This is a genomic window from Streptomyces sp. NBC_01428 (assembly GCF_036231965.1).
Lineage (GTDB): Bacteria > Actinomycetota > Actinomycetes > Streptomycetales > Streptomycetaceae > Streptomyces.
Map to the genome: position 1 here is coordinate 111639 of NZ_CP109499.1, position 24911 is coordinate 136549.

General features: G+C 72.1%; 14 protein-coding genes and 2 pseudogenes. 9 read left to right on the top strand and 7 right to left on the bottom strand.

From position 1 onward, the window contains the following. Positions 1-29: 29 nt before the first annotated feature. Positions 30-1391: an SRPBCC family protein gene (locus OG406_RS00345; RefSeq protein WP_329183106.1), complete on the top strand. Its 1362-nt coding sequence runs from the start codon at positions 30-32 to the stop codon at positions 1389-1391. 317 nt (positions 1392-1708) lie between these two features. Here the strand turns inward: OG406_RS00345 and OG406_RS00350 are convergent, their stop codons facing one another. Both OG406_RS00350 and OG406_RS00355 read right to left on the bottom strand, forming a co-directional pair. Further along, positions 1709-2590: an LLM class F420-dependent oxidoreductase gene (locus OG406_RS00350; protein WP_329183108.1), complete on the bottom strand. Its 882-nt coding sequence runs from the start codon at positions 2588-2590 to the stop codon at positions 1709-1711. Between the two features lie 287 nt (positions 2591-2877). Then, on the bottom strand, positions 2878-3699 hold the full coding sequence (locus tag OG406_RS00355; RefSeq protein WP_164369922.1) for an AfsR/SARP family transcriptional regulator: 822 nt from the start codon (positions 3697-3699) through the stop codon (positions 2878-2880). Between the two features lie 766 nt (positions 3700-4465). Between OG406_RS00355 and OG406_RS00360 the strand changes: the two genes are divergently transcribed. Then, a complete protein-coding gene (locus tag OG406_RS00360) occupies positions 4466-5608 on the top strand; it encodes a thioesterase II family protein (RefSeq protein ID WP_329183111.1) in 1143 nt (380 codons plus the stop codon). Positions 5609-6036: 428 nt separating this feature from the next. After that, the gene (locus OG406_RS00365; protein WP_329183113.1) at positions 6037-7383 is read left to right on the top strand and encodes an AfsR/SARP family transcriptional regulator; all 1347 of its coding nucleotides are present in this window, start codon (positions 6037-6039) and stop codon (positions 7381-7383) included. A gap of 770 nt (positions 7384-8153) precedes the next feature. On the opposite strand, the gene OG406_RS00370 is transcribed toward OG406_RS00365, so the two are convergent. Beyond that, positions 8154-9044, bottom strand: a complete 891-nt coding sequence (locus OG406_RS00370) for an AfsR/SARP family transcriptional regulator (protein ID WP_329183115.1) — start codon at positions 9042-9044, stop codon at positions 8154-8156. 1485 nt (positions 9045-10529) lie between these two features. On the opposite strand from OG406_RS00370, the gene OG406_RS00375 reads away from it, so the two are divergent. After that, entirely contained in the window at positions 10530-11150 is a 621-nt protein-coding gene (locus OG406_RS00375) for a ScbR family autoregulator-binding transcription factor (protein ID WP_329183117.1), read from the top strand. Positions 11151-12014: 864 nt separating this feature from the next. On the opposite strand, the gene OG406_RS00380 is transcribed toward OG406_RS00375, so the two are convergent. Next, positions 12015-12941, bottom strand: a complete 927-nt coding sequence (locus OG406_RS00380; RefSeq protein WP_329183119.1) for a TetR/AcrR family transcriptional regulator — start codon at positions 12939-12941, stop codon at positions 12015-12017. Positions 12942-13431: 490 nt separating this feature from the next. Between OG406_RS00380 and OG406_RS00385 the strand changes: the two genes are divergently transcribed. Then, positions 13432-14412, top strand: a complete 981-nt coding sequence (locus OG406_RS00385; protein WP_266621050.1) for a ScbA/BarX family gamma-butyrolactone biosynthesis protein — start codon at positions 13432-13434, stop codon at positions 14410-14412. Between the two features lie 1559 nt (positions 14413-15971). Next, positions 15972-16718, top strand: a complete 747-nt coding sequence (locus OG406_RS00390) for a ScbR family autoregulator-binding transcription factor (RefSeq protein WP_329183123.1) — start codon at positions 15972-15974, stop codon at positions 16716-16718. Positions 16719-16858: 140 nt separating this feature from the next. Here OG406_RS00390 and OG406_RS00395 read toward each other — a convergent pair. The 3 genes and pseudogenes from OG406_RS00395 to OG406_RS00405 all read right to left on the bottom strand — a co-directional run bounded on the left by OG406_RS00395 (position 16859) and on the right by OG406_RS00405 (position 21204). Beyond that, a pseudogene (locus OG406_RS00395) lies at positions 16859-18842 on the bottom strand (discoidin domain-containing protein). A gap of 391 nt (positions 18843-19233) precedes the next feature. Continuing rightward, on the bottom strand, positions 19234-19608 hold the full coding sequence (locus OG406_RS00400) for a hypothetical protein (RefSeq protein ID WP_164369928.1): 375 nt from the start codon (positions 19606-19608) through the stop codon (positions 19234-19236). 477 nt (positions 19609-20085) lie between these two features. Then, positions 20086-21204 (bottom strand): FAD-dependent oxidoreductase, encoded by a 1119-nt coding sequence (locus OG406_RS00405; protein ID WP_329183126.1) that lies wholly within the window; start codon positions 21202-21204, stop codon positions 20086-20088. 900 nt (positions 21205-22104) lie between these two features. Here OG406_RS00405 and OG406_RS00410 point away from each other — a divergent pair. The 3 genes and pseudogenes from OG406_RS00410 to OG406_RS00420 all read left to right on the top strand — a co-directional run. Next, positions 22105-22689, top strand: a pseudogene (locus OG406_RS00410) (replication-relaxation family protein); the annotation flags it as partial. A gap of 27 nt (positions 22690-22716) precedes the next feature. Beyond that, positions 22717-23331: a winged helix-turn-helix domain-containing protein gene (locus OG406_RS00415; RefSeq protein ID WP_326841136.1), complete on the top strand. Its 615-nt coding sequence runs from the start codon at positions 22717-22719 to the stop codon at positions 23329-23331. 4 nt (positions 23332-23335) lie between these two features. After that, on the top strand, positions 23336-24772 hold the full coding sequence (locus tag OG406_RS00420) for an MFS transporter (RefSeq protein WP_329183130.1): 1437 nt from the start codon (positions 23336-23338) through the stop codon (positions 24770-24772). Positions 24773-24911: the final 139 nt, after the last annotated feature.

The following is a 24911-nucleotide window of genomic DNA, read 5'->3' on the forward strand; positions in this document are numbered from 1 at the left end:
AGCGGGACATGAGGGTGGAGGTGTCTTTGATGTCTGGTGAGCGTGTGCGGCGCCTGCGGCATTCGGCGGAGGTGGCCGCGCCGGCCGAGGTGGTCTACGCCCTGCTCGCGGACGCCGTGCGCAGGCCGCTGTACAGCGCGGGTGTCGTGCATGTGGAGCGCATGGACGCCGAGGGAGACCGGGAGCGGCTGCGGGTGTGGGAGCACGCGGGCGGCCGTGTGCGCTGCTCGCTGTGGGCGCGGGTGGCCCACCCGGGCGAGCGGCGCATCGAGTTCTGGCGGTTGCGCGGCGAGGCGCCGATCGCGTCGTTGGCCGGGCAGTGGAGCGTCTCGGAGGCGGCGGGCGGGCACGGGTGTGTGGTGAGCGTGGTGCACGAGTTCACCGTCGCCGCCGGTTCCCACGGGGCGGAGGCGGTCCGGGCCGCTCTGGCCGCCGGGGACAACGCCCGCAGCGCGCTGCGCAGTGTGCGCAGGATCGCGGAGGGCCGCGGCGGTTCGCGGCAACGGGTGCTGAGGTTCCAGGAGTCGTTGCGCATCGAGGGGCCGGGCGAGGTCGTCTACGACTTCCTCTACCGGGCCGGCGACTGGGCCGGCCGCGTACCGCAGGTGCGGCACGTCGAGCTGAGCGAGGTCTCCCCCGGGATCCAAGCCGTCGACTACCGTCTGCGGCTGCCGGACCACACGGTGCGCGCCACGCGTTCGCTGCGGCTGTGTTTCCCGCACGCCGGGCGCATCGTCTACAAGACGACCACGCCCTGGGCGCCCGTCGCCGCACACACCGGGGAGTGGTCGGTCCTGCCCGACGAACACGGGGTGCGTGTGATCGCCGAACACACGGTGCTCCTCGACGAACACGCCGCCCCGCCGGACGACGCATACGCGATCGACGGCCAGGAGAGCACGGAACCGCCCGGCACCGACACGGCACCGCCCCAGGAGAGCCCGTATGCGCCGCCCGGCCGCAGTGCGACGCATGTCCTCGCCGGGGTGGCGGACTTGAGCGGGCGTCAGGAGCCGGCGCCGGGGCTGATGCCGGGGTCAGGTCTGGGGTCGGGGTCAGATCTGGGGTCGGAGACGGGCCGGGGACAGGGGCGCAGCGCGGACTCGCCTGCTGGGCCGAGGTCGATGCCGAGGCCGGCGCCCAAGGACGGCCGGGGACGGACCGTGCGCGGATCTGCGGGGCAGGGGCAGGGGCCGGTGCCGGAGGGCGGCGGGGTGCGCGGCCCGGAGGACGGCGGGGTGGGCGGCCTGGAGGACGGCAGGTTGGGCGGCCTGGAGGACGGCGGGTTGGGCGAGCGGGTGCGGGATGCCATCGGGCAGACGTCTCGCGCGATCCTCGAACAGGCCGCCCGGCACGCCGAGTCGGCGGTGCAGGCACTGCCACGACGGTAGCGGGGACAGGCCTGTTGAGGCCTTCGGCTCGCGTGCGGCCGGTGTGTGGCGCCCTCCCGGGTGGCGGGTGTGCGGCGCCGTCCCGGGTGGCGGATGCGTGACCGTCCCGGGTGGCGGGTGCGCGCGGCGCCCTCCCGGGTGGCGGATGCGTGACCGTCCCGGGTGGCGGGTGTGCGGCGCCGTCCCGGGTGGCGGGTGCGTGACCGTCCCGGGTGGCGGGTGTGCGGCGCCGTTCCGGGTGGCGGGTGTGCGGCGCCGTTCCGGGTGGCGGGTGCGCGGCCGTCCGGGGGGCCGGTTTCGGCCGGTCCCGGGGTGGGTCAGGTGCCGGTGAGTTCTTCGATCACGGGGGCGAAGGTGTCCATGGCGTTGTCGAGGACCACGATGTAGGACAGGCCGAAGCGTTCGCGTTGTTCGCGCAGTTGCTCGGCGATCTGTTTGACGGTGCCGAAGAGCATCACCGGCAGGGTCAGGCGGTCTTCCTGCGACACCTCGGGGTGGATCTTGGGGAGCCGGTCCGCGGCAGCCCGCCGGTCGTCGGTGACCTCGACGTGGTGGATCAGCACGTTCCGTTCGGCGGGAACGGCGCGGTGGGCGGCGAAGCGTTCGTAGGCGGTGATGCGTTCGTCGAGCTGGGCGGGGGTCAGGGCGTTGAGGATGCCTTTGTCGTAGCCGGCGGTCGCGGTGAAGGCGGCGATGTCGGCGTGCTCGGCCATCAGGCGCAGCAGTCGGTCGCCGTTGCCGCCGATGAGCAGCGGGGGGCGGGGCTGCTGGACGGCGGGCGGGGTGTGTGCGGGATCGCTCAGCAGCCGGTCGAGTTCGCGGACGGTGTGCCGCAGGGCGTCGATGCGGCCGCCGGGCGATAGGAACGCGAGGCGGGCGCGTTCGTGTTCGGCCTGCGCGTAGCCGGCGCCGAGGCCGATCTCGAGCCGGCCGCCGGTCAGGGCGTCGGTGGTGGCCACGTCCCGGGCCAGCAGCGCGGGGTTCCAGAAGCCGGCGTTCAGGACGAAGGTGCCGATCCGGGGGCGTTCGGTGGCGTCCGCCGCGGCCGTCATGGCCGGGAACGGGGAGACCATGCCCAGATGGTCGGGGACCAGGATGACGTCGTAGCCGAGCAGTTCGGCGCGCCGGCACCGGTCCCGCCACTGCGCGCCCCCTGCCGGCTTCAACATGTTCACGCCGAAACGAAACGGCCTGGTCATGTCCCGCCCCCCAACTGTGTTGTTCCGCCTGCGTGTGCCTGGCGCCGGCCTGCTTGTGTGGCGGCTGTCCGCAGGCTTTTGGTGTGTCCGGCGGCGGGTGGCGTGTGCTGTGCCGGGTGCGCCGCCGCGGTGACCCTACCCCAGCGCCGGTGTCGTCAACGGGCCTTCCGGGAGGCTGCTTTGGCCTGTTCGCAGCGGTCGTGGAGGCGAGCCCCGCGCCGCTGAGGCTGATGCTGGTGCTGGTGCTGGTGCTGGTGCCGGTGCCGGTGCTGGTGCCGGTGGGGGTGTCAGGCGGCGTAGAGGTCGAAGGTGGAGGTGCGGCGCTCGCCTGCGGTCACGTCCAGGGCGGGGTCGACGGTGAGCATCATCTGGTGCAGGCGCTGCAGTTGCGGTGAGGGTTCCACACCGAGCTCGTCGATGAGCTGCTTGCGCAGTCTGCGGTACACGTCCAGGGCGGTGGCCTGGCGTCCGGAGCGGTAGAGGGCGACCATCGCCTGGGAGTGCAGGCCCTCGTGCTGGGGGTGACGGGCAATCAGGTCGGTGAGTTCGGCGATGAGTTCGCCGTGCCGGCCCAGGCGCAGGTCGGCGTCGATACGCCGCTCGATGGTGACCAGGCGGGACTCCTTGAGCCGCATGATCTCGATGGAGAGGATGGATCCGGCGCGCACATCGACCAGGGCGGGCCCGTCCCACATGTCCAGGGCGTCCCGCAGGAGGGCGGCGGCCTGGCCGTCCTCGCCCTGTTCGAAGGCGCGCTGTCCGCCGGCGACGAGCTGCTCGTAGCGGTGCAGGTCGACGGCGTCGGCGGGGATCTGCAGGACGTACCCGCCGTGCCGGGTGGCCAGGACCTCCTTGGCGTTGCCGGGGGCGTCGGGTCCCATGGCGGTGCCCAGGTGGCGGCGCAGCTGCAGGACGTAGGTCTGCAGGGTGGTCATGGCGCTCTGCGGCATGTCGGTGCCCCACAGCTCTTCCATGAGGGTGGCCACCGGCACGATCCGGCCGGGATAGAACGCGAACAGGGCAAGGAGCTGGCGCGGCTTGCTCGCGGTGGGCACGATCGAGACACCGTTGACGGTGGCGCTCAAGGGCCCCAGAACCTGGATCTCCACGGTTTCCTCCCCGTACTCCATCGAGTGGCGGCCGTGCCGGCACCCCGTCGTAGTCGCAGGGGGCGGCCTTGGCCTTCGGCACGCTAGACCCGTTTTCGGCCGCCGCCCGGATTGCTGGACCCGCCCTCAAGCAGCCCTCTACACACCCCGCAACCCGCCACCGCACCCACACGCCGCACAGGGACCGCAGGCCGGGTGCGGGCCGAGCCCAGGCCGAGTGCGGGCCGAGTGCGGGCCTGTATCCGGCAGGCCACGGACACGCCGGAGGCGCACCGTGGACGGGCACGGGCGAACCCTGTCGGTCGGGCAGCGGCAGAGCGCGGGCGGACCGTGGGCGACCGTGCGGGCGGACTGCGGGCGGACCGTGCGGGTGGGGGCGGCGGGTGGACCCGTGCGGGCAGAGCCCGGGTGGAGCCGTGCGGGGGGACGGTGGGTGGGTCAGGGGCCGGCCCGTGGGTGGATCAGGGGTCAGGCGCCGGCGGGTCAGGGGCCAAGCCCGGGCGGGTCGGGGGCAAGACGCCGGGGGCAAGGCGCGGGCGGGGCGGGGGCAGACCGCCCAGGTAGGGGCAAGGTGCGGGCGGGTCGGGGGACTTGAGAAGGCGTGCAGGCCGGTTCGAAAGCCGCTGGTGGTGGCGCCCGCCGTGGGCGGGGTGCGGCTATCGTCCGCATTCCCGGCCCGCCGCGACAGGGCACGGCCGGCGGGCGCCGGGGGCGGCTCCGGCCATCGGGCCGGGCCGTTGTGGAGTGACTCGTCGATGGAGTGGCCATGCACAGGACGCAGGAGCCGCGGCTGCGGCTGTTCGTGTTCCACCACGCCGGTGGCTCGCATCTGGCCTACCGCGACTGGCCGGCCCGTTTCCCGGCCGGCTGGCAGGTCCACCTCCCCGACGCGCCGGGCCGCGGCCCCCGGGACGAACGCCCCGCGCTGCACGACACGGACGCCCTCGTCGACCACTACCTGCACACCCTGGGCGACACGCTGACCGGGCCTTTCGCGTTCTTCGGACACAGTCTGGGCGCGGTCGTCGCCTACGAGCTGACCCGCCGCCTGGTCGACGAGGGCCGTACCCCGCCCCGGTGGCTCGGCCTCTCCGCCCGCGACCCCCTCCCCGCCCTCCCCCACCCCAACCCCCGTCCCCACCGAACGGCCAACCCGCCGAACGCCACCGCCACCGGTACCGGTACAACGGGCACAGCGCACCCGCCGTACACACCCGATGCACCCGCCGCGGCCGACACGCCCGACGCGGCCGATGCGACAGGCACGACGGCCTCCGCAGGCACGGCCGTCACGATCAACGCGACGGGGACGGCGTACGGGGCGGGGACGGCGTACGGGGCGGGGACGACGTACGCGACGTGCGCGGCGGGGGCGACGTTCGGGGCGGGCGCGGAGCCGATGCGGGACCCGCAGGGCGCCGCGAGCGCGGGCACCGTGCAGGGCTCCGAGGGCGCCGTGGGCATGGATGGCGTGGCGGGTGTGCCGGATGCCGTTGGTCCGGCGGGTGGGGGGCGGCATCTGCTGTCGGATGGGGAACTGCGCCGCGAGTTGGCGGCGATGGGCGGCACGCCGCCTGCGGTGCTGGATCATCCGCAGTTGTGGGAACTGTTCGCGCCGGTCATCCGCGCGGATCTGCGGATCAACGAGACCTGGCGCCCCCGGCCTGCCGCCGTCCCGCTGCCGGTGCCGCTGTCGGTGTTCGGCGGCCGCCACGACCAGGTCGCCCCGCCCCATCTGCTCGGCGGCTGGGCGCAGACCTGTGAACCCTTCCTGGGGATACGCCTGTTCGAGGGCGGCCACTTCTACTTCCAGGACCGCCTGCCCGAGGTCACCCGGCACATCCAGGAGGACGTACGGCGCGCCCTGCTGTACTCCCCCACCCCGTCCGCCTGTGCGGTGACGTCGTGAATGCCCCCGCCGGCCACGGCACCACCCTGGACACCCCGCCCGTACAGGGTGATCCGGCGGGCCCCCCGGCCGTGCACGGCGCCCCGGCAGACGGCCACGCGGAAACAGACCGCCACAGCCCCACAGGGACTCCGGCCGCTCACGGGCACACGTACGGCGGCCCTACCGGCCTCCCGGCCAGCCGTAGCGCCATGCCGGGCATCCAGGCCGGGCACAGCGCCATGCCGGGCCTCCCGGCCGGGCGCAGGACCGCGGCGGGCGTCCCGGCCGGGGGCAGGGACGCGCCGGGAGTCCGGGCCGGGGACGGCGGGGCGGCGGATGACCCGGCCGGGCCCGGTCACGGCATCCCGGCGGCGGGGCATGGCGTCCCGGCGGGGGTGCGGGCCGCCGGGCAGGGGGCCGGTCATGGGTATGGCGGACCAGGCCCGGTGGACGGTGGGGGCGGTGCGGGCGGGCGGCTCGTGGCGGGCGCCGGGCGGGTGACGGTGAGCGAGTTCCGGCTGCTGGGCCCGGTCACCGTGTGCGACACGGCGGGAGGGGTCATCGCGCCCAGCGGTCCCAAACAGCGGGCGCTGCTGGCCACGCTGGTCCTGCACGCGGGGCAACTGCTGTCCGTGGACCGCCTGGTGGAGGAGTTGTGGGGCAGTGCGCCGCCGGCGAACGCCTCCAACGCCCTGCAGGCCCACGTCGCCCGGCTGCGCCGTCTGCTGCCCGCGCCGGGACATGAGTGGATCAGTACCCTGCCCACCGGCTACCTGCTGGCCCCCGGCCGTGCCTCGACCGACGTGGCCCGCTTCACCCGCCTGTCCGGCCAGGGCCGCGCCGCCCTGCCCCACGACCCCGGCCAGGCGGCACAGCTCCTGCAGCGCGCCCTGTCACTGTGGCGGGGCCCGGCCCTGCAGGACAGCCGCCACGGCCCGCTGTGCACGGCGGAGGCCGACCGTCTCGAGGAACAGCGCCTGACCGCTCTGGAAGCCCTCTACGAGGCGAGCCTGCAGTGCGGGCGCTCCACCGGCATCACCGCCGGCCTGGAACGCCTGAGCGCGGATCATCCACTGCGCGAACGGTTCTACGACCTGCTCATGCTCGCCCTGTACCGGGGCGGCCGGCAGGCGGAGGCCCTGGGCGTCTACGAACGCGCGCGCCGCCACCTGATCACCACCCTGGGCATCGAGCCCGGCCCGGCTCTGCGCGCCCGCCTGGAAGCGATCCTCAACCACTGCCCCACCCTGACCCCACCCCCGCACCAGACCCCGCCCCCGTCCCCGTCCCTGCACCAACGCCCCTCCCCCACCGGCCGATCACACCCCTCAGGCCCTGGCCGTCCCCCGGGCCCGGCCAGGTCCAGGGGAGACCGGACGGACCCGATGGCGCTCCCGGCGCCGGCCTGCGCCGCGGATCCGCCGGCCCTGTCACCTCTGACGGGTCCTGCGGCTTCCGCAACTTCGGCGGGCATGACGGGTCCGGTGGCATCGGCGGGCCTGACGGGTCCGGGGGCTTCGGTAGGCGTTCCGGCGGGTTCTCCAGGCGGAGCCGGGCTGGTGGCGCCGGCGGCGGGAGCGGGTTGCTCGGACGTGACGGGCTCCGCGGGCCCGACGGGCTCTGTGGATCTGACGGACCTGGGAGGTTCGGCCGGGTTCGCAGATCCGGCCGGTGTAGCGGGTTCTGCCGATCTGGCGGGCGAGTTGGCGCACCTGCGGGCCCGGATCGAGGAACTGGCGCGCGATCAGCAGGACTTGCTCCGCAGGATCCAGCGGGAGCAGGCCGTCCACTAACCCGACGGCCGGTCACCACCCGGCCACGACAGGCCCGGTCGGACAGACGGCGCGCGCCTACGAGCGGCCCCGGCACCCGCACGGCGCACAGGGGACGGGCGCTCGACGGACCGTCAGGGGAATACCGGCGGGAGCGTGATGGGCTCGCCCCGGCCCCGGCCCCAGCCCCAGCCCTGGCCCCGGACAGGCGGAGCCGTTGCGCCGCAAGCACAGGACAGGACAGGACAGGACAGACAACAGAAGAGACAGGCGGCGGGCACCGGCAGGCCCCGACGGACATGCGCTCTGCACACACATCAGGGCTGAGGCCGGATCAGACGGGCAACGGGGTCTGCCGGTCCCCCGGGCCTGCCGGTTGGGGACCTGCGGAACGTGCCGGTCTGCAGGTCCGCGGGAGCTGCAGGTCTGCGGGAGATACAGGTCTGCGGGAGCTGCAGGCCTGCGGAGGCTGTTGGTCCGCCGGACCTACCGGTCCGCAAGTCAGTGGTCAGGGCCTGCTGGTCTGCTGGTCTGCTGGTCTGCGAGGGGCTGGCGGTCTGCCGGGTCTGCTGAACCTGCCTATCTGTGGGGGCTGTTGGTCTGGGGCTGGGCGGCTGGGCGGCTGGGCGGCTGGGCGCAGCGCGGCGCCCCGCCTGTCCGGGGCCGGTCTGCGGCGCCTGGGGAGGGGGCGGGGCGAGGGCTGTAGGCAGTGGTGGGGAGAGGTGGGGGCGGGTGGGCCGGATGGCCGGAGCCGGTGCACGGGCGGAGAAGCTGTCGGGGCGGCGGGTTTGTCAGTCGACGCGTACGAGGCGGTCGCGGGAGGCGCCGGCCAGGGCTTCGGGCCGCAGGACGCGGGCGGCGGGGGCGGGTGCCTCGGAGGTCTCCAGGATGGCCCGCTGCAGCCGGCGCAGTCCCGCGGAGGGCTCCAGGCCCAGATCGCGGACCAGTGCCTGACGCAGCCGCTGATACACGCTCAACGCCTCGCCGCGGCGCCCGGAACGGTGCAGGGCCAGCATGAACTGGCCGTGCAGGTTCTCGTGCGTGCGATAGCGGCTCACCAGCACCGTCAGCTCGCCCAGCAGTTCACGGTGGCGGCCCAGCCGAAGGTCCGCCTCGATGCGCTGGTACAGGGCGCACAGCCGGGTCTCCTCCAGGCGGCGGACCTCCATCTCCAGCTGTGCGCCGGTCTGCACGTCCGCGAGCGCCGATCCGCTCCACAGGGACAGTGCCTCACGCAGCAGCCGGGCCGCGCCCGCGAAGTCCTCCGCGTCCATGGCCCGATAGCCCATCCCCGCCAGGCGCTCGAACTTCTGCACGTCGCTCGAACCGCCGCCACCGCGCAGCAGATAGCCGCCCGGCGCCGTCACCAGCACATCCTTCGCCGACACCGACACCGACACCATGTCCTGCGAGGCGGGCTCGAGTTCCGCGGAACGGGCCGCGCCCGCCTGGAGAGCCGCTCCGATCAGTTCCCGCAACTGCAGAATGTAGGTCTGCAGCGTGGTCCGCGCCGAACGCGGCGGCCGCTGGCCCCACAACTCCTCGATCAACAGGTCGACCGGCAGCACCCGGTCCACATGCAAGGCCAGCAACGCGAGCACTTTGCGCGGCTTGGGCGCCGTCGGCATCACCGCGACCCCGTTCACCCGCACACCCAACGGACCCAGAACATCGATATCCACGCCGTATCCCCCTGCTCGTGTGTGGCCTGCATCTCCAGGCAACCCCAGTAAAAAACCAGCACTCCGGTTTGTCAATACCAGACCGGCCATGCTGTTTCTTTACCCTCCCATCCATTCCTCGAGCACCCCTAAAGCCGCAGGGGATCGACCCCCAAGCGCCACAAACCCCCTCACCACCAGCACGATTACCGCCATACGCGACGAAAGCCCCGCCGTCGTATGGCAGTTCTCGAGGGAACCCGGATCTCCAGGGCCTCAATAAACAGCCAACGCGGTCTGTTAGGGGGTCGGGCTCGACCTCACCCCCACACCCCATCGCACCAGCCCCCGGCCGACCGGAACGCGCCAATCCGCCCCCACCACCTGGCAGTCCGCCCTCCCCACGCCCCCGGCGCGCAGCCGCAACGCAGCACCGGCCGGCCCGCCAACCCGGCACGACCCACCACACACCGCCCCGACCGACCACCTGGCCGCCTGGCCGCCCGGCGCACGGTCCCCGGAGCCCAACGCCGCTCGCCGACGGCCTCTCGGCGGTTGCCGGTTGCCGGACAGGGGTCGCCGCGAACGGCGGTACGGGACACGGGAGACAGTGCCTGCCGGCGCCGTGTTCGCGTCTCACGCGCGGACACCCCTGCCGCCGAGCCGAACCGAACCGGACCGGCCCGGCGAGGACCACGGACAGGGAGCAAGCCACTCGCTCCCGTCGGCCGCCCCACCTTCCGCGCTTCGGGACCCGCCCCGCGCCCCGCGCCCGGACACGTCAACGCCGGACCCGGCGGGAGCGGGGCGAGGCAGACCGACCGGGCACCACCCGTTCCCCGCGCCGCTCTTGGCCAGTCGCCGCCCATCCTCACGGTGCAGTCGACGCTCAGGCCCGAACCGCCGCACCCGGGGCCCTCTGATCCGACCCGAGCACGCAGCCGCCGCAGTCAGGCTGTGGCGGCGGCCGCAGGGCAGGGCGCCACAGCTGCCAGTGGACGCGCCAGGCGGACGCGGCAGCGGACTGCGCGAGTGCGGCAGCGGGCTGCGTGGGTGCGGGGCTGCAAAGTACATGCTGCGCTTTTGCCGTAACTCGGGCGCGAAACCGGAGAGTTGGTCTTGACGCGTTCTTAACGGCGCCTCGGTGCGGTGGAGATGACGCCACAGCCGACCCGAGGACGCGGACAAGGGTGGCGGCCCCGGCGGGACCGGTTGCGCAGGGGGCGGCCGGGCGCCGGACGGTGTCCGCCCTTCGGCAGGAAAAGGGGAGGCCGCCCGGGCCGGCTCCCCGGCCGGCGGACCTCTCTTGCGGGGCCGTGCCACCCGCGCCGGTTCGGACTGCCGGGAGGTCTGGGATCATGGCCGGGCAGCACATTGGGGGATGTGGCTCCTGCGGGGGCGGTCCGGTGCGAACCGGCCGTCCTCTTCCCTTCCAGCAAAGAAACCGCCACGCTGGTTTTATAGTTACCTGCACCGTGCAGCAGCCTTCCCCGAGGAGTCCCCCGCATGAAGCAGCAACGTGCCGTCCGCACCCGTGACGCGCTCATCCGCTCCGCGGCCGAGACGTTCGAGAGCCGCGGCTACGTCCAGGCGAAGCTCGCGGAGATCAGCTCCCGTGCCGGGGTGAGCGCGGGCGCCCTGCACTTCCACTTCCCGAACAAGGCAGCGGTGGCCGCCACCGTCGAGTCCACCGCGGCCGCCACCCTGCGCCGCGCGGCCCGGGCGGCGCAGTTGCCGGGCATGAACCCCCTGCAGCGCCTCACCGCCGCCTCCCACGCGCTGGCCGCGGTCCTGCAGGCCGACGTCGTGGCGCGGGCGGGTTTCCATCTCAGCTGCCAGAGACGGCACCGCACGGGAACGGACCTGCGCGCCGAATGGCACACCTGGGTCGGCCGGCAACTGGCCGAGGCCGAATCACAGGGACTGCTCGCCGAGCACGTGCGGGCCCACGATGTCGCGGTCGCGGTCACCGCGGCGACCACCGGCATCGAAGCCATGGCCGGCAGCGACCCGCAATGGCTCTCCCCCGCCGCACTGAGCCGGTTCTGGCACTTCCTCCTGCCCTGCCTCACCCGGCCCGAAGCACTGGCCACACTCCACAACGATCCACAAACACGCACCGCCTGACACCCCACCACCCGGCACCCGGCACCCGGCACCCGGCACCTGGCACCTGGCACCTGGCACAACCCAGACTCGACGCGGCCCCCGCGCCACGGGTCGGCGGGTCGGCCGGTCGGCCGGTCGGCGGGTCGGCCGGTCGGCGGGTCGGCGGGTCGGCGGGTCGGCGGGTCGGCGGGTCGGCGGGGCAGGATCGGAGCGCCGGGCCGGCACGCTTTCGCCCACATCCCTTCGCGTGGCAGAGGCACACGCACCACCGCAGCAGACGGCCCCCGGGCGGCGTGTCCCTTGCCCCCGAACGCCTGGGGCAAGGCAGGGGAAGAGGCAGGAGCCGGGGCGGCACCCCGCCGCTGCCCTCACCGGGGGGAGCAGCGCACCGCCACCGGGCCGCCCCGGCGAGAGAGCGGTTGTCGGCGCGCACCATCACCGCCCGGCCCCGCGGGGGCCCGGCCCACCGCCACCGCCACGCCACCGCCACGCTGCGGCTGCCGCTGCCGCTGCCGGTGAGTCTCGGGGCGGTCGGCGTCACCGCCGCCGAACTGGCCCCGGTACAGGGATGGCCGGCGCGCGCCATGACGGCCCGGCTCCGCCGGGGGCAGAGTCCGGGCCGCTGCCGCACCAGCGGCCCGGCCCGGGGGACGGGGGGCAGCCCACCGCCGCCACTGCTCGTCCGGGACAGCCCACGGCCACCACCGCCCGCTCGCGGGAGGGGGCGGAAGCGTGTGACCGTGCAACCGCGCCCTCGGGGGCGGGAGTTGCCAGGCGCGGGCCCGCCTTCCGGCCGGTCCCGTCCCGGGGTGAGCGGGAGCGGGGCAGGCGGGCGCCACCGGTGTCACCGCCCACCCCTCGAACTCGCGCCGGGGGTGGGGGTCAGTGCGCTGCCGGTGATCCGTCCGGGTGCAGGGCTTCGCGGGCCGGGGGCGGGACGAGGGCGGGCAGGAGCAGTGTCCAGAAGCGGGTCAGGCGGTGCGGTGCCAGCCACAGCGGATCCTGCGCGCCCAGCACTTCGAAGCCGACCGTCGCCGCGACCACGACCGCCGCCGCATCTCCCGGCGACACCCCCGGCGCCAGGGCGCCCCGTGTCCCGGCCGCGGCCAGCGTCTCGTGCACCCAGCCGCTCCACACCCCCCGCAGACTCCCGCCCACTTCCGGCCACCGGCCCGGGCGTTCGCCCCCCGTGCCGCCTTTGCCGGCCACGCGCCCGGCCGGCCCTTCCCCCACAGGGCGTTCACGCGCCGGACGCTGCCCGCCCGCACGGTCCAGGGCGAATCCCGCGCGCAGCACCACATCGTCGGCAAGACCGCGGACGAGGACGTGCGTGGTGTCGATGAGCTGCTGCACTTCCCCCACCCGATCCCCCCGCGCCCCACCCGCCGCGGCGGCCGGGCCGCGGGCCGGGGGTGCGGCTGCGCGTTCGCCCCGCACGCCACGGGCCGCCTGCGTGCGCGCGTCCCCACCCCACCCGCTCCCGCCACCGCCCCCGTTCCGGCTCCCGTCGCCTCCCTCGTTCTCGTTTCCGCTCCCGCTCCCGTTCCCGGTCGCGTGTCCGTTCGTGTCGGCGGGGGTGGTCGCGGGTGCGCCGGTGATCTGCCGCAGCCGTGACAGGGCGGTGCGGGTGACGGCGTCCGCGAGGTCGGCTTTGGTGGCGAAGTGGAAGTAGAGGGCGCCGGCGCTGACCTGCGCCTTCGCGGTGACGGCCGCCAGGGATGTGACCTCCTGGCCGTCCCGGTCGAAGAGGTCCGCGGCCGCCTCGATGAGTGCCTCGCGGGTGCGCACGGCGCGTTCCTGTCGGGTCATCACGGCTCCGTCGATGCACTGGGAGGGGCCGCGCACACACGCGGTCCAAAGATCATCGGGCCTTGTCCTCGAGAACCGCTCGAGGCCGCCCGGCAACCCCCTACAGACCCCCTCCATCCCCCGCCCCGCACCGGCCGGGGCAGGAACCGGGCAAACACCCCCGCCCCCAGCCGGCCCGGACGACGCCGGCAGGCATCACCCGCAGCCCGCCCCGGCCGCCCCGGCCGGCCGGCGCGGACACGCCGGTCAGCAGGCAGCAGCCCATGAGACCGGAAAGGAACACGCGCCCGCCGCCCCGCCCGCGCTAGCGTGGAGCCCGCGCCCAGCACCCGTTCCGGCCCCACCGGCCGGAAGGACACGCTCCATTTCACGCCAGCCGGCAGTGCACCTTCAACGCTAGAAACTAAACCGGTTGGTCTGTATGTTGAGGCATCTGAGGCGCCCGGTCCGGTCCGGCGCATCATCTCGTTGCCACCCAGGGGGATCAGACATGTCCACGAACACGTTCCACCCCGCAACAGGCACCTCGCACCGCATAACCGCCGGCCGGCCGCCGGCCGACACCCGGGCCGCCGCACCCGCCCCGCAACGGCTGACCTGCACGGTGCCCAAGGAGTTCGTCCACCGGGCCGCCCTCGCCGAGGTCCTGCTCACCGGCCGCACCCGCCTCAGCGACAACCGCTTCCAGGTCACCGCCCAGTGGCCCCGCAGCCACAGCTTCTACACCCCCATCGACGGAACCCACCACGACCCCCTGCTCGCCGCAGAAACGATCAGGCAGGTCGGATTCCTCCTCCCCCACGCCGAGTTCGGCGTCCCCATCGGCCACCAGTTCGTCATGCGCACCTTCCACCTGCAGGTCGACCCCGCCCACCTGCACGTCGGCGCGACCCCCGCGGACCTCGACATCGACGTCACCTTCCACGACGTGCGCACCCGCGGCACCACCCACAGCGCCGCCCGCTACGAAGCCGTCATCCGCCGCGCCGGCCACATCGCCGCCACCGGCAGCTTCACCTACACCTGCATCACCCCCCAGGCCTACCGCCGCCTGCGCGGCAACCACGGCCACCTCCACACCCCCCTCACCGCCCCCCTGCCCCCGCAGAACGTGGGACGCCTCTCCCCCACCGACGTCGTCCTGTCCCCCACCACCACCCCCAACACCTGGCAACTACGCGTCGACACCCGCCACCCCGTCCTCTTCGACCACCCCGTCGACCACGCCCCCGGCATGCTCCTCGCCGAAGCCGCCCGCCAGGCAGCCATCGCCGCCACCGGCACCACCACCCCCCTCATCCCCACCGAAATCCACAGCACCTACGACCACTACGTCGAACTCGACACCCCCTGCCACATCCACGCCCGCCCCCTCCCCACCACCACCCCCCACCACCACGTCGACATCACCGCCACCCAGAACGGCAAAGAAATGTTCCACACCACCCTCACCACCACCCCCCTCCCCTAACCCCCACCCCAGGACCCGGCACACGCCCACACCCACGGCACCGCACGGCACCCCGCACCCTGCACCCCGCACCCGCCCACTCCGGCACCCCACCCGCACCCGCACCCAGCCCGGAACCCGGCCTCCCGAGCCCAGAGCCCGGAACGGGGCAACGCGAGGCAGGGCGAGGCAAGGCGAGGCGAGGCGAGGCAAGGCGGAACGGGGCGAGGCAGGGCGAGGCGAGGCGGAACGGGGCGAGGCAGGGCGGGGCGAGGCAGCGCGGGGTGACACAGCACACCAAGCCACCCCGAACACCCGGCACAACACCGCCGGCCCGCCCCACCCCGAAGACCACGAACCCGCAGCCACAAACCGCACCCCGCGCCCCGCGCAAGACCGCAGCACGACAGCCGGCACGAACACGCAGCCGGGGCCGGGGCCGGGGTCGGGGATCAGCACGGGCGCAGGCCAAGGGGCGGGCGCCGGTCCGGACACGAGCCGGGACGGGGACGGCAGTTCAACGCCGACACAAGGCCGAGGCAACCAGGGCAGGGCCCGAGGGCGAGGGCCGGGCACGGAGGGGGCCGGGGCCGGGGTCCGGGGCCGCAGTGCGGGCACGGGCCGGAGGGGGCAGGGGCCGGGGCCTGGGGCGCAGTGCGGGCACCGGACCGGCAGGCGGAGCCCCAGGGGGCGCCAAGAGGGGGGCGGCGGCCAGGCCCGACGCGAAGACGACGGCAGAGGCCAGCGCGCGCGGAGAAGCGAAGCCGCAGGCGGGGTCGAGACCCGGAGGTGAGCCACCGTGCGGACACAACACCAAAGACGGTGGCCAGGCCGGCCATAAAGCGGGGCAGGCACGGGGCCGGCGCGCGGACGTGAGACCGGAGGACCGAGCCAGGGCCGGGCGGGAGGCCGGAACTCCGGGAACACGGGCGGACAAGAAGACGACGCCCAGCACACAGGGAAAGCGACACCCCCTCGGACGCGAAGGCCAACGAACGGGCGCGCACGAACCAGAGCCGCCAAAAAAAGGGGCGGGGCCCAGAGGGCCGGGACGGACACGAAACCGCGGCCCGCCCCGCAACCCAGCACCAGCACCAGCACCAGCACCAGCAGCCGTGTTACCGCGTTGCGCCGCCATGCACACCGTGGGGCTGTCGTGCGGACGGCCGGGGTGGCCGCGGCGGGAGTCGCTCAGCCCGGGCCCGGCGGACGCCAGGCCCTTGGCACGGGAGTGAACTGCCCTTTCCCGTAACGGTGTTCAAGAACGGAGTCGCCCCGTCACACCAACAGACCCACCACCACAACAGGCGCCCCCACCCGGCCACGCCGAGAAGACGGGCGCCTTTTCCCCGTCAGGGTGATTCACGGACAGACCAACGTAGAACCGCCTATACCAACCCTGACACCCAACGAACAGACCCCCGAGCCCGCACCAACCGGCCCCACCCCCTACCCCGCACCACCCCGATCACACCCCCCGCGACCCCACGACACCCCCCACCGAAACCGCTAAGATACAAACCTGACGGTTTCTTTTAAGGGCGCCTCCCCAGGCACCACAACCCCGGAGGCGACACCCCATGGCCAAACAAGACCGCGCCATCCGCACCCGACACACCATCCTCGTCGCCGCAGCCTCCGTCTTCGAAGAACGCGGCTACCAAGCCGCCACCATCACCGACATCCTCACCACCGCCGGCGTCACCAAAGGCGCCCTCTACTTCCACTTCCAATCCAAAGAAGACCTCGCCTACGGCGTCATGGCCGCCCAAGGCCGCCACATGGGCACCGTCCCACCCCGCACCTGCAAAACCCAAGAAGTCGTCGACACCGTCCTCCTCCAAACCTACCGACTCCAAAAAGACCCCATGGTCCGCGCCGGCGTCCGCCTCGCCATGGACCAACAAGCAACCGAACTCGACCGCGGCACCAGCTTCCAAGAATGGAGCCACGGCATGACCACCCTCCTCACCCAAGCCAAACAACAAGGAGAACTCCTCCCCCACATCAACCCCACCGACACCGCCGACCTCCTCGTCGGCGCCTACGCCGGCATCCAAGCCATGTCCCAAGCCATCACCAACTACACCGACCTCGACCACCGCACCACCACCCTCCTCACCCACACCCTCCCCAACATCATCCACCCACCCATCCTCACCACCCTCAACCTCACACCCCAACGCGGAGCCACCACCTACCACGAAATCCAAAACAACCTGAACGAAAACAACAACAACAACGAAGGCAGCGCCGGCGAAGGCAGCAGGGGGAACGGCGTTGGCGACGGCAACGTTGGCGTTGGCCAACCCCAAACCGCCAACTGACCCACCCAGCACACCACCACAGCCGCCCACAAGCTCCCAGCAGCAGCACCTAAGCCCAGACGCACAGAACAGCCCCCGCCTCCGTGCGATCTCAACCCGACCGGCGCTCCCCCGCCACCACCTCGCCCACCACCAGGCAATCAGGCGGCCCCGAACACCCGGAACTCCGAAACCTGCCCCGCAGGCCACCCCGTATTCGCGGTGAAGACGAGCCGCACGTGACGCGTGGCCGTACCCGCAGGAAGAGAGTCAGAGCAGCCGTGTTCCCGGACAACGGGTCGAAGGCGCAGGCCACGGAACCGAGCAGTTGACCGAACGACGCACCGTCGCTACTCCCCTGCACGGACACCGTCCGAGAACGAGCGGCCCAAGCCACGGCCGGAGGCAACGTCAGGACAACACGCCCAACCCCCATCGCGGAACCCAGATCCACCTGCAACCACTGCGGAAACGCGCTGTTGGCACTCTCCCAATACGTGTTCGCGTTCCCGTCCACCGCGTTGCCCGGCACATACGACTGCGTATAACTGCTCGCCGTGACCGGCCGGTCCAGGGCAACGTTGACCGTCGAAGAGCCGCCGGCGCTGGTGGTCGTCGTGACCTGGCTGGACGGCATGGAGACACCACCGGCCGTATCCAAAGCCTGAACATCGAACGTGTAAGACGACGACGCAGCCAGACCCGTCACCGTAAAGGCGGCGACGTTCGCAGCCACGGCGCCGATCGGAGTAGCCGTGCCCCCCACGAATCGGCGAATACGATAACCCGCCACGCCGACGTTGTCCGTGGACGCGCCCCACGCCAGCGTCACGCTCGTATCACTCACCGCGGTGACACGCAGACTCCCCGGGGCGGCGGGAGGCACCGTATCGCCGCCGCCGATGACCGGAGCCGTCGGCCGAACCACAGTGACCGCGATCTGACCCTTGAGCAACCTGCCACCGTCACCCGTAAGCCTCAGGTAGTAGTCGGAGGAACACGCAGTTCCGTCCTCATCGAGGGCAAGGAGACCTGAACCGGTCGGCACCCACACCTGGGACTCGGCAGTCTTGGCGATCTGATTGCCCTCGTTGTACTCGTCGAACATCGAGATGTAGACGCTCGCCACACCGGCCCGACCCATGTTGTAGAACTGCCGCCACATGAAGTCCCGTGGACGCGCTGCCGATCACCCACACCACCAGGCAGAACACAGGGCTGATAATCAATCCCCCACGCCGCACATTCGGCAAGATCGGGCACCGTCGCGACGCTGTAGAAGTTGTCGGCGTCACCGACGCTACCGATCCGGCCCACCATCCACGGCGAGAGCATGTCGAACGCGTGATACACACCGGAAAACCCGGGCCGAGAATCACGATCACCAGTCCGCCACCAGGTCGGCACCCCACCGACCACGTAACAACCCTGCCGCTTGAACCAGTCGACCACATCCAGGCAGGCATCCGGAGTAAAGGGCCGCTGGCCATCGTTGAACCCGAACCCCCAGACACAGACGACCGGCATACCGTTCTGCCGCGCATACGCGAAAGAACCGGCATGCTGCCGCATCCTGTCCACCCAGTCGGCCTTGATCTCCGTCCCCATAGCCGCCCAATCGGAAACGTCATACATCACGTAGAACTTGACGCCCTGTGACTCGGCCGCGCTACGAACCTTGCCCGCCATCGCATCGCGCGTCGGACCTTCACCCCCAGTGGGGTTGAAACGCTGAAGCGCGGCCGTGTCGATGCCGTACCGCTTCATCCAGCGGAAGTGCACGTCGACGGTCGACTGGTCGTAGGACGAGAACAGTGCTGCCGGTTGCCCATTGCCGAGGTTCCCGAACGCGGTGCGGTAAGTGGTCGGATAGTCGCGGGAGTCCGGCCAGGCCACGATCGCCGAGTTCGACACCGACGGGGCCTGTCCCCAGTTCCGCGCCCAGTGCCACCAACCGTTGATCGGGGCGCCGTCACCGGCGCAGGCGAACCACCCCTGGTAGCCGACGGTCACCTTGCCCACCACGTCGCCCGGCGCGCTCGCCGCCGTGGCCGCCGCCGCGAGCGCCGTACGGCCGAGTCCGACGGAGCCGGCGACTCCAGTCACCGTTACGGCCTGCAGGACTGTTCGACGTGTGACACCCATCTGGATCGCCTCCGACTGGTCGTCAACTTCGCTGCCGATAGCACCGGTTGAGCCAGAGGCGGCAGCGCGGGCCTGTCGCGGGAGAGAGTATTGAAGCACACATGGGACTGCAAGAGATTGGCAGGATTACGCAAATCTCCAATTGCTAGCCGCAACAATCGGCCATCGCCGCCGGTTTCGCGCGGCAGGGACCACGGGGACGGTGCCAGGCGGTCTCGCAGGCGTCAGCCACGTCGGCTTCAACGTCGGGCGTGTCCTGTCCGGCAGGACCCGACCGCCCGGCCGTGCAGTGCGGCCGGGCGGTCCTCGGATCTGGGGAAATCGGCAACTGCCTTCACCGATCAACCCGCATCAACTCGCATCAACCGTCACACGCTGCGGGCGCGACGCATCAGCACTCGCCGCGCCACCTCACGGACTTGACGGTGATGTTGTTCCAGTGGTGTTCGTACTGGCCGCCACCCGGGGCGTAGTGGATGCAGATCGAGTAGCTGATGCCGCTCGCCTCGTAGCCGAGCTGGACGTGGTCGGCGCCAGGGTCGCGGTAGCCATTGTTGAAGGTGGACTGAACGTTGTAGATGGTGCCCGACCAGTTGCCCTGCGTCGCAAGGAGTACTCTGCCCGTCTCCCAGTCACCGGAGTACGCGCAGAAAGCACCCTTGGGACAGGTCCGATGGGCGACTTCGGCCGAAGCGGGCACGGATATCGCGACGGATGCGGCGAGCGCACCGGCGGCGGCAAGGATTCCGACACTACGACGAGACATGACTGTTCCCCCTGAGGCTGTGCCATGGCGGACGGAACACCGGGGCGAACGCGACCTTCGGTCCCTGACCGTTAACCCCGGCGGCCTCGCCCATCTTCGACGGTCGGTTCACCGAAACCCATCATTTCGATCCAGAGCGAAAGGCTGGCCAAGCGACCGCGCATGGCCAGGGCATCCCCAGCAAGGGATCCATCCCCCACGCCTGGGCTGGAGGTTCAAAGCACCGCAACCGGGAGAGGCGCACCACGCTGCGGAACGGGGGTGTCGGTCTATTGCTGGATGCGCTCTGGTCGGCGAGCTTCTCGATCGCGGAGGTCACCCGCGCTCCTCGGAACAGCACCGGGAGCCACAGGAGACGTGCCGGCAGCGGGATCGCGGCGTAGGTGGCCGTGCCCACACCCGAACCGAGTCCGAGGCAGGCCGCCGAGCCGATGCAGACGACTCCCCAGGAAACCTGCCGCAGCTGGTCTCCGCCGTTCAGGTACGGTCGAGTCTGAAACGGTCCAGGCCGGGGTGTCCGTGGGTGAGGTCGGCCGCCAACTCGCCGAGCACCGGGGCGAATTTGAAGGCGTGTCCCGAGCAGCCGCCCAGGACGGTGACGGGGCCCTGCCGGTCGGCGATGAAGTCGTGCTGCCTGGTGGTGGTGTAGAGGCATGTGAGGGGTTCGGGCGCAGTGTGCTCCACACCGGGCAACCAGCGTTCCGCGTAGGCGGCGAGGGCCCGCACCGTCTCGGGGTCGGGAGTACGGTCGCGGTGCTCGGGGTCGACGACCGGGCCGATGCCGTGGAATCCGGCCTTCACACCGTCGACGCTGCCGAGCCCGTAGACGCCGTCCACGGTCGGGCCGACGGCGGGCAGGGCGGCGCCGGGATGGTGGATGAAACTGGGCCAGGACAGCGGGTCGGCGGCGGGGAAGTGCGCGGGCTGCTCCTGAGTGACGCGCAGCGCCGGAAGGCTGCGGAGGGGGCCGTCGGACCCGTTGACCAGCAGATCGGCCGTCCAGCTCCCCACGGCCACGACCGCTGCGTCCGCACGGATGTCTTCCTGGCCCTCGACGCGTACCCGAACGCTGTCCCCCTGGACGGACACCCCACTGACGCGCACCCCGTGCCGGATGTCGGCGCCGTGATCGCGGGCCGCCTGCTGGAACGCGGCGACCGATTCGTCGGCGTGCAGCCGCCCCGCTTCGGGGTGGTAGAGGGCGCTGGTGTCGGCGCGCAGACCGGGCCAGCGCTCGGCGACCTGATCCGGGACGAGGCGTTCGGCCGGGCGTCCCACACGGGTCAGGCCTTCGTGCAACGCTTCGATGACGGCGGCCGGGCCGTGGTCGACGGCGCCGGTGAGCGTGAGGATCCGACGGCCGGTGGCCTCCTCCAGCCGCTGCCACAGTGGCAGCGCCCGCACGGTGAGGTCGACGTAGAAGGGATCGGCGTACGCGAGGCGGAAGATGCGCGAGGTGCCGTGGGAGCTGCCGCGGTCGTGACCGGGCCGGAAGCGCTCCAGCAAGGTCACGTCGTCGCCACGTGCGGCCAGCCGCCAGGCCGCCGCGGAGCCCATGGCGCCACCACCGACGACGACAACTCGACGAACAGACACAGCTGATGGCCTTTCGTAGTGGTTCCGCTCACCATCGGCAGTCAGCGTGCACGGGAGATGGGTCGCCTGGGCCGATTCTTGCAGGTGACGTCACCCTGGCTGCTCACCGGCCCGGTGACCTGGCACACGGGCGACAGGACGGGTGGGGGTGCCCGTCACGGCGCCCGTCATGCGCGTAACAGGAAGCGGCGGGAGGATGCCGGACGGAAGCATGGGTGCGTACGGTGAACCACATGGGCAGGGGTGGCGACATGAGTGATGCCGCCGGCGGTGGACGCGCAAGCGGATCCTCGAGCAGGCCGCCCGGCGCAAGCCCAGAAAGTAGGACCCGGCGGTGCGGCCCTGTCCCACCACCCCTTGAACGCGGCACCCGGTTACGGGTCGTTGACACCTTGCGGACCGGGTGCCGCAACGATGGCCGGCATGGCGTGGCTCGCCACCACGCCCCGCAGCAGCCACGGCTGCTGCGGACCGGCCATCGCCCTCGCCCCCATCTGCCAGGGTCTCCCCTCTCCGGCCGATCCGCTCTGAGGACACGTAGCCCCGCCGCCTCCCGGTGGTCGGGGCCGTGGTCGGAGTCCATCCCCGAGACCAGGGCCCGTTTCGCCTTCGTGACCGTGGTCGGGGGCCCATGGTCGGGAATCTGGTCGGGGATCACTGATTCCCTCGTCAGCACCTGGTCCCCACCCGTGGCTCACAGCCGGGCGGGACGTGCCTCAACAGGCCTCGGTAGCGCGCTCCCTCGCCGATTCCCTCCGCTGAGGCCGGAAGCGCCGGCAGTCCGGGAGCAAGACCCCGCGTCGAAGGGATGCTGCATGAACCGCCCCGAACAGAAAAGGCCCGCCCTGCGGACGAGTTCAGAGCCCTGCGCCGCCAGGCGCGGGCCCGCTCGCACAGCACCGCATCGCCACGTCCCACCACCTGCACCAGATGCTCTGCCCGCTGAGCACGCGTCAGGTCATGCCCCGGGTCCTGAGCAAGCTGCGCACCGACGGCTTCATCGACTGGACGACGCCGCCGAAGGCAGGCAGATCGCGTAACAAGGCCTGGTACCTCACCTCGCACGGTGCCCGCCTGACCCGCGACCTGCCCGTCCTCCGGGGCCGGCAGACCTACCCCATCACCTCGGACACCGCAGCCTCACTGAAGACCTCGCACACACGCGCCGTCGTACGCGCACACCTGGCCTTCGCCGCCGACGCCCGACAGCTGGGACACAAACACGGCCCGCCGCCAGACGGCCGACTCCCCCTCTCGGTGCCGATGCCGGCGCCCGTGCCGAGTGGCCGCCCCCTCCACCTCCACGTCAGGGGTGTGCACATCCCCTTCCCCGCGCGACCCTGGTGCCGAGCCCTGCTCAAGACCCGCCCGTCGGCGGCCCACAACGACGTCTCGGAGCGCAACTCCGGTCCGGGTCACGCGAGTTGCACTCCGACTTGCAAAGAAATTTTGCACGTACTTCTGTGCACGCACTCCTATGCATAGACTTCTGTGTGGTCTACCTTGAACCTCATGGAACAGCCGCAGCAGCCCTCCCAGGTACATCTGACCCCCCGTAACCTCCGCGGCATCGCTCACCCGCTGAGGGTGCAGATCCTCACCAGCCTGCGGACGGAGGGGCCGGCCACGGCCACCACGGTGGCCCGGCGGCTCAATCTGAACACCGGGGCGACCAGCTATCACCTGCGACAGCTCGCGGAATACGGCTTCATCACGGAGGCGCCGTCCCGTGGCGGACGGCGTGAGCGGTGGTGGCAGGCGGCGCACGCCAACACCGTCGTGCCCGACGACGAGGTGCTCGACGGCAGCGAGGGGCTCGGCAGCGCCTACCTCCAGGCGCTCGGCCAGGTCTGGTCCGGCGCCCTGGCGGCCGCGATCGAGGCGACCCCCGCGCTCACGCCCGAGTGGCGCGACGCGCAGGACTTCGGCGACTACGCGCTGACACTCACCCCGGCCGACGCCAAGGAGTTGACGGCGGAGATCCACGCCCTGCTCCGGCGGCGTACGTCCGCCGCGGCTGCCTCCGAAGCACAGCCGCCGGACGGCGCGGCGCGGGTCTCCTTCCAGTTCCAGTTGTTCCCGACCAGCGAGGACCGGCACGTCACCCAGCCCACGGACATGGAGTAGACCGATGGCCACTCAGCACACAGTCGCCAAGAAGGCGGCGGACGACGGCGCAAGGGCAGCGGCGCCGGACATGCATCCCAGGGTCCTGCGCGGTCTGGTCGGCATGCTGTCGGCCAACGCGGCCGCCCTGTCGGCCAACCGGGTGTTGTCCATCGCCCTGCCCTGGTTCGTCTTGACGACCACGGGCAGCGTCGGCAAGACCGGTCTGGTGGCCTTCTGCCAGATCGTCCCGTATGTGATCTCGCAGGCGCTGGCAGGCCCGATCATCGACCGTGTCGGACCCAAGCGGATCAGCGTGGCGGGCGACGTCCTGTCCACCGTCGCGATGGCCACCGCCCCACTGCTGTACCTGACCGGCGGTCTGCCCTTCGGCGTGCTGCTGGCGCTGCTCGCGGTCGTCGGAGCGGCCGACGGGCCGGCCAACGGCGCCAAGGGCCTCTTCGTACCGTCGGCCACCCGCGCCGCCCGCGTGCCCATCGAGCGGGGTACCGGTCTCTCCGCCGCCGTCGAGCGGACGGCCACCACCGTCGGGCCGGCCATCGCGGGCGTCGTCGTCACCGCGTTCGGCAGCCTGTACGCGCTGTGGATCACCGCCGCGCTGTTCGCGGTGTCGGCGCTGATCGTCTCGACCACCCTGACCGACCCGGTGCCCGAGCCGCACGAGATCCCGGTCGAGGACGGCGGCGGCTACTTCTCCCAGCTCCGCCAGGGTGCCGCCTTCCTGCGGGACGCGAAGCTGCTGCGATCCATCGTGGGCATGCTCGCGGTGACCAACCTCCTGGACCAGGCCTTCATGTCGGTGCTCCTGCCGGTGTGGGCGAAGGAGTCGGGGAACGGCGCGGAGGCCATCGGCCTCGTGGTGAGCGTCTTCGCCGCGACGTCGATCATCGCCGCTCTGGTCGCCGCCGGGGTGGCCGAGCGGCTGCCACGACGCACCGTCTACCTGATCGGCTTCTCCCTGGGCGGCCTGCCCCGGTTCGCCGCGATGGCGACGGGGGCACCGCTGTGGCTGGTGCTGACCGTGCTCGCGGTGGGCGGTCTGGGGTCCGGCTTCGTCAACCCGATCGTGGGCGCGGTGACCTACGAGCTGATCCCGACACCGCTGCTGGGCCGGGTCAAGACACTGGCGCAGGCGGTCACCTGGGCGGGCATCCCGTTCGGCGGTCTGCTGGGGGCGGGGCTGGTGACCCTGACCGGCACGTCGACGGCACTGTGGATCGTGGGCGGGCTGTACCTGGTGGCCATCGGCGTGCCGGCCATGAGCCGGGAGTGGTCCGGGATGCGCAAGCGGACGGTGTCCGAACACGCCGACGCGGACGCCGTGGACAGCGTGGCCGAGATGAGCGGGGCGGGTCCTGCGAGTGCTGCGGCCCAGACGCTGTCGCAGGAGAAACCCCCGGAGAAGTCGCAGGAGAAGTCCTCGGTTCCGGCCGCGGCCTGAGCCGGCCCGGGAACCGCGTGACACGCGTGCGGCGGCCGGGGCACCTGCCCCGGCCGCCGAGCGCACGGGCAGAAGTGTCCACGTCCCGCGGGCAGAAGTAACCAGTTATCTCGTCAAGATCGCTCTGCGAGCATCAATT